The sequence below is a fragment of the Mycolicibacterium chitae genome (genome assembly GCF_900637205.1).
Taxonomy (GTDB): domain Bacteria; phylum Actinomycetota; class Actinomycetes; order Mycobacteriales; family Mycobacteriaceae; genus Mycobacterium; species Mycobacterium chitae.
Genome location: NZ_LR134355.1, coordinates 2,069,471 through 2,083,737 on the forward strand (window position 1 = coordinate 2,069,471; position 14,267 = coordinate 2,083,737).

Consider the following 14,267-nt stretch of genomic DNA (forward strand, 5'->3'; position numbering starts at 1 on the left):
GGCCCGCTGACTTCCGGCGCGCGGGTGCTGGTGGTCGGCGCCGGTGTCACGGGCCGGGCGGTGCTGGCCGCGCTGGGCCCGTTGGATGTGCGCGCCGAACTCACCGACGACAACCCGGCGGCGCTGCAGCCGTACGCGGCCGACGGCGTCGCGGTGCTCGACGCCAGGACCGCGGCGCGGCGCATCGCCGACTACGCGCTGGTGGTGATCAGCCCCGGGCTGCCGCCCACCGCGCCGATCCCGGTGGCCGCCGCGGCCGCGGCCGTTCCGGTGTGGGGCGATGTCGAGTTGGCCTGGCGGCTCGATCAGGCCGGCCATTACGGTCCGCCCCGGCGCTGGCTGGTGGTCACCGGCACCAACGGCAAGACCACCACCACCTCGATGCTGCACGCGATGTTGACCGCCGGGGGACAGGACAGCCTGCTGTGCGGCAACATCGGCGACCCGGTGCTCAACGTGCTCACCCGGCCGTCGCGGCTGCTGGCCGTCGAGCTGTCGAGCTTCCAGCTGTTCTGGTCGGAGTCGCTGCGGCCGGCCGCGGGTGCGGTGCTCAACATCGCCGAGGATCACCTGGACTGGCACGGCTCGCCCGAGCACTACGCCGCCGCCAAGGCCAAGGCGCTGACCGGTGAGGTCGCCGTGGCCGGCCTCGACGACCCGTGGGCGGCCGGCCTGCTCGACGAGGCGCCGGCCCCGGTCCGGGTGGGATTCCGCCTCGGCGCGCCGGGACCGGGCGAACTCGGGGTGCTCGACGGGATGCTCGTCGACCGCGCCTTCGGGGCCTCGGGGGCCGAGCCGGTGCCGTTGGCACCGGTGGACTCGATCCCGGTGGCCGGCCCGGTCGGGGTGCTCGACGCGCTGGCGGCGGCCGCCCTGGCCCGGGCGGTCGGCACCCCGGCGGCGGCGATCGCGGCCGGGCTGGCGTCGTTCCAGGTGGGGCGGCACCGCGCCGAGGTGATCGGCGTGACCGACGGCATCGCCTACGTCGACGACTCCAAGGCCACCAATCCGCACGCCGCCGAGGCCTCGATCCGCGCCTACCCGCGGGTGGTGTGGATCGTCGGGGGTTTGCTCAAAGGCGCCTCGGTCGACGACTTGGTCGCCGCGGTGGCAGATCGGCTGGCCGGTGCGGTGCTGATCGGCCGGGACCGCGGCGCGGTTGCCGAGGCGTTATCACGACACGCACCCGATGTACCCGTCGTTCAGGTTGTGACGGGGGAGGATGTTGGGATGCTTGGGACGAATGAGTCTGTTGTGACTCGTGTGATCAGTGCGCCGGGGGTGCTCGGCGAGGCGGTCATGACCGAGGCGGTGGCGGCCGCGCGGTCGCTGGCCCGCCCCGGCGACACGGTGCTGCTGGCCCCCGCGGGGGCGTCGTTCGACCAGTTCAGCGGCTACTCCGAACGCGGAGACCGATTTGCTGCCGCGGTGCGCGCGCTGAGCGACGCCGGACACTAGGCCGCAGCGCGATGGCCGCCAATATCGTCACCCGGTGGTGGGACCGGGTGCGCCCGGGGCGCGACGACCCCGCGCCGTCGGCCGCGGTGCCGGTGGAGCATCGCGGCAGGTTCGGGGCGTGGCTGAACAAGCCGATGACCTCGTTCCACCTGATCATCGCGGTGGCGGCGCTGCTGGCGACGCTCGGCCTGATCATGGTGCTGTCGGCCTCCGGCGTGCATTCCTACGATGCCGACGGCTCACCCTGGACGATCTTTGCCAAGCAGGTGCTGTGGACCGTCATCGGCCTGGTCGGGTTCTACATCGCGCTGCGGATGCCCGTCGCGATGATCCGGCGGCTGGCCTTTCCCGGGTTCGCCCTGTCGATCCTGCTGCTGGTCCTGGTGCTGATCCCGGGTATCGGCACGGAGGCCAACGGTTCGCGCGGTTGGTTCGTCGTCGCGGGATTCTCCATGCAGCCGTCCGAGCTGGCCAAGATCGCGTTCGCCATCTGGGGCGCCCAGCTGCTGGCCGCGCGCCGGATGGAACGCGCGTCGCTGCGCGAGATGCTGATCCCGCTGGTGCCCGCGGTGCTGATCGCGCTGGTGCTGATCCTGCTGCAGCCCGACCTCGGCCAGACGATCTCGCTGGGGCTCATCCTGCTGGCCCTGCTCTGGTATGCGGGACTGCCGCTGAAGGTCTTCCTCGCGTCGTCGCTGGCGGTCTTGGCCGCCGGCGCCGTGTTGGCGGTCTCGGCGGGCTACCGCAGCGCGCGCGTGCAGTCCTGGCTCGACCCGTCCGCGGATGCGATGGGGTCGGGGTATCAGGCCCGGCAGGCCAAGTTCGCCCTGGCCAACGGCGGGATGTTCGGCGAGGGACTGGGCCAGGGCACGGCAAAATACAACTACCTGCCCAACGCCCACAACGACTTCATCTTCGCCATCGTCGGTGAGGAACTCGGCTTCGTCGGCGCGCTGGGATTGTTGTGCCTGTTCGCGCTGTTCGCCTACACCGGCATGCGGATCGCCCGTCGTTCGGTCGACCCGTTCCTGCGGCTGCTCACGGCCACCGCCACCTTCTGGACGCTGAGCCAGGTATTCATCAACGTCGGCTACGTGGTCGGACTGCTGCCCGTCACCGGGCTGCAGCTGCCGTTGATCTCGGCCGGCGGAACCTCCACGGCCACCGAGCTGTTCATCATCGGGCTGATGGCCAACGCGGCCCGGCACGAGCCGGACGCGGTGGCCGCGCTGCGCGCGGGCCGCGACGACCGGATGAACCGGATCCTGCGGCTGCCGCTGCCCGAACCGTACGTGCCCAGCCGCGTGGAGGCGCTGCGCGACCGGTTGCGCACCCAGCCCAAGGCCTCGCCCAAACAGTCGGCCAAACAGGCGGCCAAGCGGCCGGCCAAGCCCAAGAAGAAGGCACCCGCTCCCGGTGATCGCGGCGCCCGCCGCGCGGTGCATCATGGAGACGGTCAACGCCGCGCGAGGTCCACCCCGCGGGCGCGAAAGCAATCGGCTGCTGCGAGCGCGGGTACCCCGCGGCCGCGCAGGGCCAGAACAGTGGAAGGTCAGCGTTACGGGTGAGTGACTCGGTGCCGGTCTCTGCCGGTGGGCAGGGGCGCATCTCGGTGGTCCTGGCCGGCGGCGGGACGGCCGGACACGTCGAACCCGCGATGGCCGTCGCCGATGCGCTCCGCGCCCTGGACGCCGACGTGCGGATCACCGCGCTGGGCACCGCCCGCGGGCTGGAGACCCGGCTGGTGCCCGACCGCGGCTACGACCTGGAACTGATCACGCCGGTGCCGCTGCCGCGCAAGCCCAACGCCGACCTGATGCGGCTGCCGTTGCGGGTGCGACGGGCGGTGCGCGAGACCCGCGCGGTCCTCGACGCGGTGCACGCCGACGTCATCGTCGGCTTCGGCGGCTACGTCGCGCTGCCGGCCTACCTGGCCGCCCGCCGCGGCGTGACCCGCCGGTCGGTGCCGGTGGTGATCCACGAGGCCAACGCGAGCGCCGGCATCGCCAACAAGGTGGGGGCGCGCAGCGCGGCCCGGGTGCTGGCCGCCGTCGACGGGTCCGGCCTCGCCGCCGCCGAGGTGGTCGGCATGCCGGTCCGCTCGACGATCACCGGCCTGGACCGCGCGGCGCTGCGCGCGCAGGCCCGGGCGCACTTCGGCTTCGCCGAAGACGCGCGGGTGCTGCTGGTGTTCGGCGGCTCCCAGGGGGCGGCCTCGATCAACCGGGCGGTCTCGGCGGCCGCGGAGACGTTGGCCGCCAACGGAATTGCCGTGCTGCACGCACACGGGCCGAAGAACGTCCTGGAGTTGCGCACCCCGGGTCCGGGCGACCCGCCGTACGTCGCGGTGCCGTACCTGGACCGGATGGACCTGGCCTACGCCGCGGCGGACCTGGCCATCTGCCGTTCCGGCGCGATGACGGTCGCCGAGGTCTCCGCCGTCGGGTTGCCCGCGGTGTACGTGCCGCTGCCGATCGGCAACGGCGAGCAGCGACTCAACGCGTTGCCGGTGGTCAACGCCGGGGGCGGCCTGCTGGTCGCCGACGCCGACCTGACCCCGGCCTACATCGGCGAGACGGTCGTCGGCCTGCTGACCGACGCGCCGCGGCTGGCGCAGATGACGACGGCCGCGGCCGCCGTGGGGCACCGCGACGCCGCCGCGCGGGTGGCTGCCGTCGCGCTCGAGATCGCCCGGGGGGCGCGGCGATGAGCGCGCCGCTGCCCGAGGAACTGCGCCGGGTCCACATGGTGGGCATCGGCGGGGCCGGTATGTCCGGCATCGCGCGCATCCTGTTGGACCGCGGGGCGCTGGTGTCCGGTTCGGACGCCAAGGAATCCCGCGGCGTGGTCGCGCTGCGGGCCCGCGGCGCGCTGATCAACATCGGTCACGACGCGGCCGCCCTCGACCTGCTGCCCGGCGGACCGACCGCGGTCATCTCCACCCACGCCGCGATCCCGAAGACCAACCCGGAACTCGTCGAGGCGCGCCGCCGCGCCATCCCGGTCATCATGCGCCCGACCGTGCTGGCCCGGTTGATGGAGGGGCACACCACCCTGATGGTCACCGGCACGCACGGCAAGACCACCACCACCTCGATGCTCATCGTGGCCCTGCAGCACGCCGGGCTGGACCCGTCGTTCGCCGTGGGCGGCGACCTCGGCGAGGCCGGCACCAACGCGCATCACGGCAGCGGAGAGATCTTCGTCGCCGAGGCCGACGAGAGCGACGGTTCGCTGCTCGAGTACACCCCGAATGTCGCGGTGGTCACCAACATCGAGGCCGACCACCTGGATTTCTTCGGCAGCCCCGAGGCCTACACCGAGGTGTTCGACAAGTTCGTCGACCGGCTGGCGCCCGGCGGCGCGCTGGTGGTCTGCGTCGACGATCCCGGGGCCGCCGCGCTGGCCGACCGCGCGGCCGCCGCGGGTGTGCGGGTGCTGGCCTATGGTGCCCCCGGTGACCGGCCGCTGGCCGGGGCGCTGCTGTCCTGGCAGCAGCAGGGGACCGGTGCGGTCGCCGAGATCCAGCTGGCCGGCGAGCCGCATCCGCGGGCCCTGCGGCTGTCGGTGCCCGGCCGGCACATGGCGCTCAACGCGCTGGCCGCACTGCTGGCCGCGATCGAGGGCGGGGCACCGACCGAGCTGGTGCTCGACGGCCTGGCCGGGTTCGAGGGTGTGCGGCGCCGGTTCGAGCTGGTCGGGGTGGCCAACGGGATCCGGGTGTTCGACGATTACGCCCATCACCCCACCGAGGTGCGCGCGGTGCTCACCGCGCTGCAGACCGTCACCGAACAGAGCGGCGGCGGCCGCGCGCTGGTGGTTTTCCAGCCCCATTTGTATTCGCGCACAAAGGCTTTCGCGGCCGAGTTCGCCGACGCGCTCAGCTGCGCCGATCGGGTGTTCGTGCTCGACGTCTACGCCGCGCGCGAGCAGCCGATCGTCGGGATCAGCGGTGCGACCATCGCCGAGCGGGTGCAGGTGCCGGTGCGCTACCTGCCCGATTTCTCGGCGGTGGCCCAGACCGTGGCCGAGGTGGCCCGCCCCGGTGACGTCATCGTCACGATGGGCGCCGGCGATGTGACCATGCTGGGCCCGGAGATCCTGATCCAGCTGCAGGTGCAGGCCAACCGCGCCGCACCCGGAGGACCCGGAGCGTCCTGGTGAGCGAGCCCGAGGCGCCGCAGGGGGAGGTCGCGCCGGGGGAGATCCCGCAGGAGGTCCCCGACGATCGGGCCGCCCCGGCCACCGAGTCATCCGAGACCGAGTCATCTGAGACCGACTTCGAGGGTCCGCGCCGGCGCGCCCGCCGGGAGCGCGAGCAGCGCCGGGCGGCCCAACAGCGCGCGCGGGCCATCGAGGAGGCCCGGCGCGAGGCCAAGCGCCGCGCCAGCGGACTCGTCCCGCCGGCCGCCCCGACCGGCCGCGGCAAGGTCCGCGGCCTGCGCGCGGTGCTGCTGACGGTGCTGCTGATCATCCTCGGCGTCGGGGTGGGCTCGATCCTGTACTTCACGCCGGTGATGTCGGTGCGCGCGGTGGCCGTGGTCGGCACCGCCGAGGTGCCCATCGAGGAGGTGACGGCGGTCGCCGCGGTCCCGTTGGGCACCCCGCTGCTGCAGGTCAACACCGGTGAGGTGGCCGACCGGGTGGCCACCATCCGGCGGGTGGCCAGCGCGCGGGTGCAGCGCGAGTACCCCTCGACGCTGCGGATCACCATCGCCGAACGGGTGCCGGTCGCGGTGATGGATTTCCCCGACGGCCCGCACCTGTATGACCGCGACGGCGTCGACTTCGCGACGGCACCGCCGCCGCCGTCGCTGCCGTACCTGGAGGTGGCGAACCCGGGACCGACGGATCCGCCGACCCAGGCGGCGCTGGCGGTGCTGACCTCGCTGCGGCCCGAGGTGGCCGGTCAGGTGGGCCGGGTGGCGGCACCGTCGGTCGCCTCGATCACGCTGATCCTGACCGACGGCAGGGAAGTGGTGTGGGGCACTCATGAGCGCACCGAGGAGAAGGCCGAGAAGCTCGCGGCGTTGCTGACGCAGCCCGGACACACCTACGACGTGTCGAGTCCGGATCTCCCTACCGTCAAGTAGGACGAAAATTGCCGGCCGACACGTCGGCGCGCCTGCCGGGATAGCTGCCGTACCACCCATACCGTCTTGGTTACGCAGAACTACTTGACATAACTCTAAGCCTATGGTTGAGGTTGAGGGTTTGCCGGTCAAGAGGTTCGGCGCCAGATCGGCAAGCAATCGTCCCATGGGAGGAAGACCATGACCCCCCCGCACAACTACCTCGCCGTCATCAAGGTGGTCGGCATCGGCGGCGGCGGCGTCAATGCCGTCAACCGAATGATCGAACAGGGCCTCAAGGGCGTCGAGTTCATCGCCATCAACACCGACGCGCAGGCGTTGTTGATGAGCGACGCCGACGTCAAGCTCGACGTGGGCCGCGATTCCACCCGTGGCCTGGGCGCCGGTGCCGACCCCGAGGTCGGGCGCAAGGCCGCCGAGGACGCCAAGGATGAGATCGAAGAGCTGCTCCGCGGCGCCGACATGGTGTTCGTCACCGCGGGTGAGGGCGGCGGCACCGGCACCGGCGGCGCGCCGGTGGTGGCCACCATCGCCCGCAAGCTCGGCGCGCTGACCGTCGGCGTCGTCACCCGGCCGTTCTCGTTCGAGGGCAAGCGCCGCTCGAATCAGGCCGAACTCGGCATCACCGCGCTGCGGGAGAGCTGCGACACCCTCATCGTGATCCCCAACGACCGGCTGCTGCAGATGGGCGACGCGGCCGTCTCGCTGATGGACGCGTTCCGCAGCGCCGACGAGGTGCTGCTCAACGGCGTGCAGGGCATCACCGACCTGATCACCACACCGGGCCTGATCAACGTCGACTTCGCTGACGTCAAGGGCGTCATGAGCGGGGCCGGCACCGCGTTGATGGGCATCGGGGCCGCGCGCGGGGACGGTCGTGCCCTGAAGGCCGCCGAGATCGCGATCAACTCGCCGCTGCTCGAGGCCTCGATGGAGGGCGCCCAGGGCGTGCTGCTGTCGGTGGCCGGCGGCAGTGACCTGGGTCTGTTCGAGATCAACGAGGCCGCCTCGCTGGTCCAGGACGCCGCCCATCAGGACGCCAACATCATCTTCGGCACCGTCATCGACGACTCGCTGGGCGACGAGGTGCGGGTGACCGTGATCGCGGCGGGCTTCGAGGCCGGTGCGGCCGGTCGGAAACCGGTGGTGAGCCCAGGCGCCGCGCCGGGATCGGGCACCGGCACCGGCACCGGCGCCCAGCCGATCGCCCCCGGCAAGGCCGGCAAGGTGAGCTCGCCGCTGTTCGAGCCGGTGGACGCGGCCAGCGTCCCGCCGCACTCCAACGGCGCCACGGTCCGCGTCGGCGGCGGTGACGGCCCTGACGACGGTGGCATCGCCGACGACGACGTCGACGTGCCGCCCTTCATGCGCCACTGACGGGTGTTTCGCGTACGACGCGTGACGACCACGCGGTCCGGCGGCGTCTCGACCCCGCCGTACGACACGTTCAATCTGGGCGATCACGTCGGTGACGACCCGGCGGCCGTCGCCGCCAATCGCCGCCGGCTGGCCACCGCCACCGGGTTGGGCGAGGACCGGGTCATCTGGATGCATCAGGTGCACGGCGTCCGGGTGGAGACCGTCGAGGGACCGCGCCCCCGGGTCGAGGACACCGACGCGCTGGTGACCGCGACGCCGCGGCTGGCGCTGGCCGTGGTCACCGCCGACTGCGTCCCGGTGCTGCTCGCCGATGCCCGCGCCGGAGTGGTGGGCGCGGCGCACGCCGGCCGGGTCGGCGCCCAGAATGGCGTCGTGCCGCGCACCGTCGAAGCCATGCTGCGGGCCGGGGCGCAACTGGCCGACATCTCGGTGCTGCTCGGTCCGGCGGTCAGCGGCACCAATTACGAGGTGCCCGCCGCCATGGCCGACGAGGTGGAGGCCGCCCTGCCCGGCAGCCGGACCGTCACCGCCAAGGGCACCCCGGGGCTGGATCTGCGCGCCGGAATCGTCCGTCAGCTCAAGGATTTGGGCGTGGCGGCCATCGACGTCGACCCGCGCTGCACGGTGGCCGACAAGGCGTTGTTCAGCCACCGCCGCGGCGCGCCGACCGGTCGGCTCGCCTCGTTGGTGTGGGTCGAATGACCGAATCGACGGACCGGCGCATTGAGCTGGCAAATTCTTTGACTTTGCTGAAAAGTCGTTTATCAACGGTCGCGGAGAATACCGGCCGCAAAGTCGAAGAAATTGAATTGCTGCCGATCACCAAATTCTTTCCGGCCGCCGATATCAACATTCTCACGGGCCTGGGCTGCCGGTCCTTCGGCGAGGCGCGCGATCAGGAGGCCCGCGCCAAGATCGAGGAGGCGCGCCGCGACCCGGCCTGGCCGGCCGACGTCCGGTGGCACATGGTCGGGCAGATCCAGCGGAACAAGGCGCGCTCGATCGCCACGTGGGCCGCGGTGGTGCATTCCGTCAGCAGCGCCCGGGTGGCCGCCGCGCTGGACCGCGGGGCCACCGACGCGTTGGCGGCCGGCCACCGCGCCGAACCGCTCGGTGTCTACGTCCAGATCAGTCTCGACGGCGACGTCTCGCGCGGCGGGGTGGACGTCAACGCGCCGGCCGAGGTGGACGCGCTGTGCGCGCAGGTCGATGCCGCCGAGGGCCTGAAATTCGTCGGGCTGATGGGCGTGCCGCCGCTGGACTCCGACCCCGACGCGGCCTTCGCGGCCCTGGCCGCCGAGCTTCGTCGAGTTCAGGACGGGTTTGCGCAGCGCCTGGGGCTGTCCGCGGGGATGACCCAGGATCTGGAAATTGCCGTGAAACACGGATCAACTTGCGTGCGTGTCGGTACCGCGCTTATGGGCCCACGACCGCTAACGTCACCGTGAGTAGTCACTCCAGTCACATCTTCATCACAGGCACCAAGACTTTCAGACCATCGAGAGGGTCCACGATGAGCGCACTTCACAAGGTCAAGGCCTACTTCGGGATGGCACCGTTGGAGGACTACGACGACGAGTATTACGACGACGACGACCGCGGCGCCCGCCCCTACCCGCGCCGGGAGCGCTTCGACGACGGCTACGAGCGGGGGCGCTACCCCGAGCGCGAGCATGAGTACGACGACGAGCCCGAGTACGCCGGCGCCTACCGCGGCGGATACGCCGAGGAGCGGTTCCGTCCGCGCGAGTTCGACCGCTCGGCGCCGCCGCCGCGCCTGGGTGCGCTGCGCGGTCCGACCCGCGGCGCGCTGGCCATGGACCCGCGGCGGATGGCGATGCTGTTCGACGAGGGCAGCCCGCTGTCGAAGATCACCACGCTGCGCCCCAAGGACTACAGCGAGGCGCGCACCATCGGCGAGCGCTTCCGCGACGGCACGCCGGTGATCATGGACCTGGTCTCGATGGACAACGCCGACGCCAAGCGGCTGGTCGATTTCGCCGCCGGCCTGGCCTTTGCGCTGCGCGGATCGTTCGACAAGGTGGCCACCAAGGTGTTCCTGCTGTCGCCCGCCGACGTCGAGGTGACCCCCGAGGAGCGTCGCAAGATGGCCGAGGCCGGCTTCTACGCGTAGCGGTTCCACCAGCCGGTAAGCTGACCGAGGCGTCGACCGACCGGTGTCGGCAGCATCCCAACCTCGTCAGTTAGGTCGCTCAAGGTTGAAGATTTTCTTCGAAATCCTGGGTTTCGCGCTGTTCATCTTCTGGCTGCTCCTCATCGCGCGGATCGTCGTCGAGTTCATCCGATCCTTCAGTCGCGACTGGCATCCCAAGGGCCCGACGGTGGTGATCCTGGAGATCATCATGACGCTCACGGACCCGCCGGTGAAGCTGCTGCGTCGGCTGATTCCGCCGCTCAACCTGGGTGCGGTGCGCCTGGACCTGTCGATCATGGTGCTGCTGTTGTTGGCGTTCATCGGCATGCGACTGGCCTTCACCGCGGCGATGTGAGGCGCCGGAGTCGTCGCGCAAAACTCTGCGCGAAGATTGAAATTCGTTCTTAATTATCGGGCTGCTGAGCAACCGACGGTTCTGGTGTGACAGGATGGACGCCAGTTACAGTCTGGGCTACCAACTTGGTAGCTCGTCCTAAACTTGTCAGACCGGTTTGACCGTACAGACTCAAGGGGGCAGAAAATGCCGCTCACACCAGCCGACGTCCACAACGTCGCGTTCAGCAAGCCGCCCATCGGTAAGCGTGGCTACAACGAGGACGAGGTCGACGCTTTCCTCGACCTGGTGGAAAACGAGCTCACCCGCCTCATCGAGGAAAACGCCGATCTGCGCCAGCGCGTCAGCGAACTCGATCAGGAACTCGCCAGCGCCCGCGCCGGTGGCGGCGGTCAGTCCGCCCAGGCCGTGCCGCTGTACACGCCCGAACCCGAGCCCGAACCCGCGCAGCCGGTGTACGAGCCCCCGACCCCGGCGCCGCCGCCCGCTGCGGCGGCCGCGGCTCCCGCCGGCGAAGAGGCACACGTCAAGGCCGCCAAGGTGCTGGCGCTGGCCCAGGACACCGCCGATCGGCTCACCGGCACCGCCAAGGCGGAGTCCGACAAGCTGCTCGCGGACGCCCGCGCGAACGCCGACGCGATGATCAGCGAGGCCAAGCGGACCGCGGAGACCACGGTCGCTGACGCCAAGTCCCGCGCCGACGCCATGCTGTCGGACGCGCAGACCCGGTCGGAGACCCAGCTGCGGCAGGCCCAGGAGAAGGCCGACGCCCTGCAGGCCGACGCCGAGCGCAAGCACTCCGAAATCATGGGCACCATCAACCAGCAGCGCACCGTGCTCGAGGGCCGGTTGGAGCAGCTGCGCACGTTCGAGCGCGAATACCGCACCCGGCTCAAGACCTACCTGGAATCGCAGCTCGAGGAGCTCGGCCAGCGCGGTTCAGCGGCCCCGGTCGACTCGAGCGCCGGCGAGGGCAACTTCAACCAGTTCAACCGCGGCGCCAACTAAACGCCCGGCAGGGAGGACGCGATGCTGATCGTCGCCCTGGTCCTGGCGGTCATCGGGCTCGCAGCCCTGGTGACGGCCGTGGTGACCAGCAATGAAGTGATCGCCTGGGTCTGCATCGCGGCCAGCGTCATCGGGGTCATCCTGCTCATCGTGGACGCGATCCGGGAGAAGCAGCGCGCCGGTGAGCCGACGCCGGAGCCGGCCCCGGCCGACGACGAGGTGGACCCCGACGCCGACAGCGTCGATGCCACCTATCAGACCTTCGACGCCGACTATCCCGAGGAACAACTGCCCGACGAGGTGGCCGAACCCACCGATCCGGCCACCGAGGCGGACAAGCCCAGCACCGGTTAACCCAGCAGGTCGCGCACCTGATCGTCGCTGGTCTGATCGAACCGTTCGTAGGACAACCCCACGGCGAGGAACGGATTCGGCGTGTGCGGGCAGACGAACTCGTCGGCGACGTCCCCGAATTCGGCCGCCGCGCTGTCCGGCGCGGTCGGCACCGCGATGACAATCCGCGCCGCCCCGCGATCCCGGGCGTCCAGCGCCACCGCGCGCATGGTGGCCCCGGTCGCGATGCCGTCGTCGACCAGGATCACCACCCGGCCGCGCATCGGCGCCGGCGGCCGACCACCCCGGTAGGCCGTCTCGCGGCGCAGCAGTTCGCGGCGCTCGGCGGCGACCACGGAATCCAGCGCGTCCTGTGAGATGCCCAGGGAGCGCACCACCGCGTCGTTGAGCACCATCCGGTCCCGGGTGATCGCGCCGAGGGCCAACTCCTCGTGGCCCGGTGCGCCCAGCTTCCGCACCACCGCGACGTCGAGGTCGGCTCCCAGGCCGCGCGCCACCTCGGCGGCCACCGGCACCCCGCCGCGGGCCAGACCCACGACCAGGATCTCGTCGCCCCCGCGGGCGGCGTCGGTGGCGCGTAGCGCCGCCAGCACGGCCTGTCCGGCCTCGCTGCGGTCGCGGTAGCGGGCCGGTTGCCTCGCGGCGGACATGCGGGCTACTCGACGGGGACCAGTTCGGCGCCGCACGTACAGCGGTAGCTGCCACCGGAATCCGCGCAGTTGCACGGGGCTTCGATCCGCACCCGGCAGCCGCAGCCCTCGTGGGCGCAGGTCAGTACGGTGCCCTGTTCGTTGGTCGCCATCGACATCCCCTTCCGTCGCACCGATGCGCGCACGCGCATGTCCTCCGATGGTGCCTCATCCGCCGGGTTGCCAGGACCGCAACGGCCGCAGTAGCTGCACCTTCTTGTTCTGGTGCTCGTTCATCCGGCGCAGGATGTCGTCGAGCGCGGTGACGGCGTCGCGGATGTAGGGCCCCTTGTTCAACATCACGCATTCGGCGCGTTCGCTCATCGCGGCGTCGCTGATCTCGGCGCGGGACGGGTTGCCGGTCTTGGCCAGCTGCTCGAGCACCTGGGTCGCCCAGATGACCGGCAGGTGCGCGGCCTCGCACAGCCACAGGATCTCCTCCTGGACCTCGGCGAGGCGTTCGTAGCCGGATTCCACCGCCAGATCACCGCGCGCGATCATCACCCCCACCTTGGGGCGGCGCATCGCGGCGATCAGCAGCCGCGGCAGATGTTCGAACGCGCTGGGTGTCTCGATCTTGAGCACCAGTCCCATGGCCTGCGCGCCGAGGCGCTCCAGTTCGTCGAGCAGCAGTTCGACATCGCCGGGATCGCGCACGAACGACATCTCGACCAGATCGGCGAACTCCGCCGCGACGGCCAGGTCGACCAGGTCCTGCTGGGTGGGCGCCGACGCCGACAGGGTGGTGTCGGGCAGGTTGATGCCCTTGTCGGCGCGCAACTTCGAGCCCTTGGCCGCGGCGTGGGTGATGCCGATCCGCAGGATCCCGGGCTGTTTCTCGATCACCTTGCCGGCGATCTTGCCGTCGTCGAAGAGCACCCGGTGCCCGATCTCGGCGGCGTCGATCACCTCGGGCAGGGTGCATCCGATCCGCGCAGTGGGCGAGTCCACCGGGGCAGGGGCGCAATCCGCCGTCAGCTCGAGGACGTCGCCGCGGTGCAGCCGCAGCTTCGCCCGCGGCCCCGGTTCCAACGCGCCGGTGCGCACCTTCGGCCCGGCCAGGTCGGCGGCGATGAAGCAGGTGCGGCCGGTCGCGCGGGCGGCCCGGCGCACGTTGGCGGCGATGGCCCGCCAGGTGTTCGGGTCGTCGTGGGCGCAGTTGATGCGCGCGCCGTCCATTCCGGCCTCCAGCAGGCCGGTGACCAGCGCGGAGTCGGTGGCCGCCGCGGTCGGCATGGTCACCATGATCCGGCTCGCCCGGTGCTCCGGGGCCGGGCCCAGCAGCGCGGTCGCGTGTTTGACCAGCAGCGCGGTGCCCTCGTCCAACGGCACTGCGCTGGGCTCCGGCGGTGACCAGCCGTCGTCGCCGACCATCGCGGTCAGCGCGGCCCGCACCGCGCGCAGGGTGGCCTGCACGTGGGGTTCGCTGCGACCCAGCGAGGACAGGCCCAACCGGGCGAGCTGGCCCTGCAGCTCGCGCAGGTCGTGCTGGCGGATCGCCAAGTAGTGCACCATGTTTCGCGCCGAATCCCGGTACTCGGGGGCGGTCTGCGCGATGCCGTCGGCCCAGGCCTGCTCGGCCTCGCCGAGGTGGTCCAGGAGCTCGTCCACGATCCCGCGCAGGGCCAGGAGTTCGGCTTCGCCGGTCATCCCTCGACATTAGCCGGACCCGCGGGACTCGGCTGGCTCACGACGGGGCGGGCAGGGGTGTGAGGCACTGGTGACACCGCGGTCACGCCGGTGCAATGGGTGCGGCATTGCCGCTCGGTACACCT

At 71.3% G+C, this 14,267-nt stretch carries 15 protein-coding genes; 12 read left to right on the forward strand and 3 right to left on the reverse strand.

The window, feature by feature from the left end; translation table 11 throughout:
* The first annotated feature begins 6 nt into the window (after window positions 1-6).
* From murD to EL338_RS09820, 12 genes are all read left to right on the forward strand, one after another.
* The gene (gene murD, locus EL338_RS09765; protein ID WP_126336775.1) at window positions 7-1,458 is read left to right on the forward strand and encodes a UDP-N-acetylmuramoyl-L-alanine--D-glutamate ligase; all 1,452 of its coding nucleotides are present in this window, start codon (window positions 7-9) and stop codon (window positions 1,456-1,458) included.
* Between the two features lie 11 nt (window positions 1,459-1,469).
* Window positions 1,470-3,026 (forward strand): putative lipid II flippase FtsW, encoded by a 1,557-nt coding sequence (gene ftsW / locus EL338_RS09770; protein WP_126333580.1) that lies wholly within the window; start codon window positions 1,470-1,472, stop codon window positions 3,024-3,026.
* Between the two features lie 89 nt (window positions 3,027-3,115).
* Complete coding sequence (gene murG / locus EL338_RS09775; RefSeq protein WP_235666496.1) at window positions 3,116-4,168, forward strand: undecaprenyldiphospho-muramoylpentapeptide beta-N-acetylglucosaminyltransferase; 1,053 nt, start codon at window positions 3,116-3,118, stop codon at window positions 4,166-4,168.
* Window positions 4,165-5,622 (forward strand): UDP-N-acetylmuramate--L-alanine ligase, encoded by a 1,458-nt coding sequence (gene murC, locus EL338_RS09780; RefSeq protein ID WP_126333581.1) that lies wholly within the window; start codon window positions 4,165-4,167, stop codon window positions 5,620-5,622. Before murG ends, murC begins: the two co-directional genes overlap by 4 nt.
* 41 nt (window positions 5,623-5,663) lie before the next feature.
* Window positions 5,664-6,551: a cell division protein FtsQ/DivIB gene (locus EL338_RS09785; RefSeq protein ID WP_235666497.1), complete on the forward strand. Its 888-nt coding sequence runs from the start codon at window positions 5,664-5,666 to the stop codon at window positions 6,549-6,551.
* Window positions 6,552-6,731: 180 nt separating this feature from the next.
* Complete coding sequence (gene ftsZ / locus EL338_RS09790; RefSeq protein ID WP_126333583.1) at window positions 6,732-7,928, forward strand: cell division protein FtsZ; 1,197 nt, start codon at window positions 6,732-6,734, stop codon at window positions 7,926-7,928.
* A gap of 3 nt (window positions 7,929-7,931) precedes the next feature.
* Complete coding sequence (gene pgeF, locus EL338_RS09795; RefSeq protein WP_126333584.1) at window positions 7,932-8,633, forward strand: peptidoglycan editing factor PgeF; 702 nt, start codon at window positions 7,932-7,934, stop codon at window positions 8,631-8,633.
* On the forward strand, window positions 8,630-9,379 hold the full coding sequence (locus EL338_RS09800) for a YggS family pyridoxal phosphate-dependent enzyme (RefSeq protein WP_126333585.1): 750 nt from the start codon (window positions 8,630-8,632) through the stop codon (window positions 9,377-9,379). Before pgeF ends, EL338_RS09800 begins: the two co-directional genes overlap by 4 nt.
* 65 nt (window positions 9,380-9,444) lie before the next feature.
* Entirely contained in the window at window positions 9,445-10,065 is a 621-nt protein-coding gene (locus tag EL338_RS09805) for a cell division protein SepF (protein WP_126333586.1), read from the forward strand.
* Window positions 10,066-10,150: 85 nt separating this feature from the next.
* Window positions 10,151-10,441, forward strand: a complete 291-nt coding sequence (locus EL338_RS09810; protein ID WP_126333587.1) for a YggT family protein — start codon at window positions 10,151-10,153, stop codon at window positions 10,439-10,441.
* Window positions 10,442-10,627: 186 nt separating this feature from the next.
* A complete protein-coding gene (gene wag31 / locus EL338_RS09815) occupies window positions 10,628-11,449 on the forward strand; it encodes a DivIVA-like cell division protein Wag31 (RefSeq protein ID WP_126333588.1) in 822 nt (273 codons plus the stop codon).
* A gap of 21 nt (window positions 11,450-11,470) precedes the next feature.
* Entirely contained in the window at window positions 11,471-11,803 is a 333-nt protein-coding gene (locus tag EL338_RS09820) for a DUF3784 domain-containing protein (RefSeq protein WP_126333589.1), read from the forward strand.
* Here EL338_RS09820 and EL338_RS09825 read toward each other — a convergent pair.
* From EL338_RS09825 to EL338_RS09835, 3 genes are read right to left on the reverse strand one after another with little or no spacing between them, the layout of a single operon-like run.
* A complete protein-coding gene (locus EL338_RS09825; RefSeq protein WP_126333590.1) occupies window positions 11,800-12,453 on the reverse strand; it encodes a phosphoribosyltransferase in 654 nt (217 codons plus the stop codon). The two genes, EL338_RS09820 and EL338_RS09825, sit on opposite strands and share 4 nt — an antisense overlap.
* A gap of 5 nt (window positions 12,454-12,458) precedes the next feature.
* Window positions 12,459-12,605: a copper-binding metallothionein MymT gene (gene mymT, locus EL338_RS09830; RefSeq protein ID WP_126333591.1), complete on the reverse strand. Its 147-nt coding sequence runs from the start codon at window positions 12,603-12,605 to the stop codon at window positions 12,459-12,461.
* Window positions 12,606-12,660: 55 nt separating this feature from the next.
* The gene (locus EL338_RS09835; protein ID WP_126333592.1) at window positions 12,661-14,142 is read right to left on the reverse strand and encodes a pyruvate kinase; all 1,482 of its coding nucleotides are present in this window, start codon (window positions 14,140-14,142) and stop codon (window positions 12,661-12,663) included.
* Between the last annotated feature and the right edge of the window lie 125 nt (window positions 14,143-14,267).

Coding starts and splice junctions, on each gene's coding strand:
- EL338_RS09825 (WP_126333590.1), bottom strand. CDS start 12,453: ATGTCCGCCGCGAGGCAACCGGCCCGCTACCGCGACCGCAGCGAGGCC.
- murC (WP_126333581.1), top strand. CDS start 4,165: ATGAGCGCGCCGCTGCCCGAGGAACTGCGCCGGGTCCACATGGTGGGC.
- wag31 (WP_126333588.1), top strand. CDS start 10,628: ATGCCGCTCACACCAGCCGACGTCCACAACGTCGCGTTCAGCAAGCCG.
- EL338_RS09800 (WP_126333585.1), top strand. CDS start 8,630: ATGACCGAATCGACGGACCGGCGCATTGAGCTGGCAAATTCTTTGACT.
- ftsW (WP_126333580.1), top strand. CDS start 1,470: ATGGCCGCCAATATCGTCACCCGGTGGTGGGACCGGGTGCGCCCGGGG.
- EL338_RS09820 (WP_126333589.1), top strand. CDS start 11,471: ATGCTGATCGTCGCCCTGGTCCTGGCGGTCATCGGGCTCGCAGCCCTG.
- mymT (WP_126333591.1), bottom strand. CDS start 12,605: ATGGCGACCAACGAACAGGGCACCGTACTGACCTGCGCCCACGAGGGC.
- EL338_RS09835 (WP_126333592.1), bottom strand. CDS start 14,142: ATGACCGGCGAAGCCGAACTCCTGGCCCTGCGCGGGATCGTGGACGAG.
- EL338_RS09805 (WP_126333586.1), top strand. CDS start 9,445: ATGAGCGCACTTCACAAGGTCAAGGCCTACTTCGGGATGGCACCGTTG.
- ftsZ (WP_126333583.1), top strand. CDS start 6,732: ATGACCCCCCCGCACAACTACCTCGCCGTCATCAAGGTGGTCGGCATC.
- murG (WP_235666496.1), top strand. CDS start 3,116: ATGGCCGTCGCCGATGCGCTCCGCGCCCTGGACGCCGACGTGCGGATC.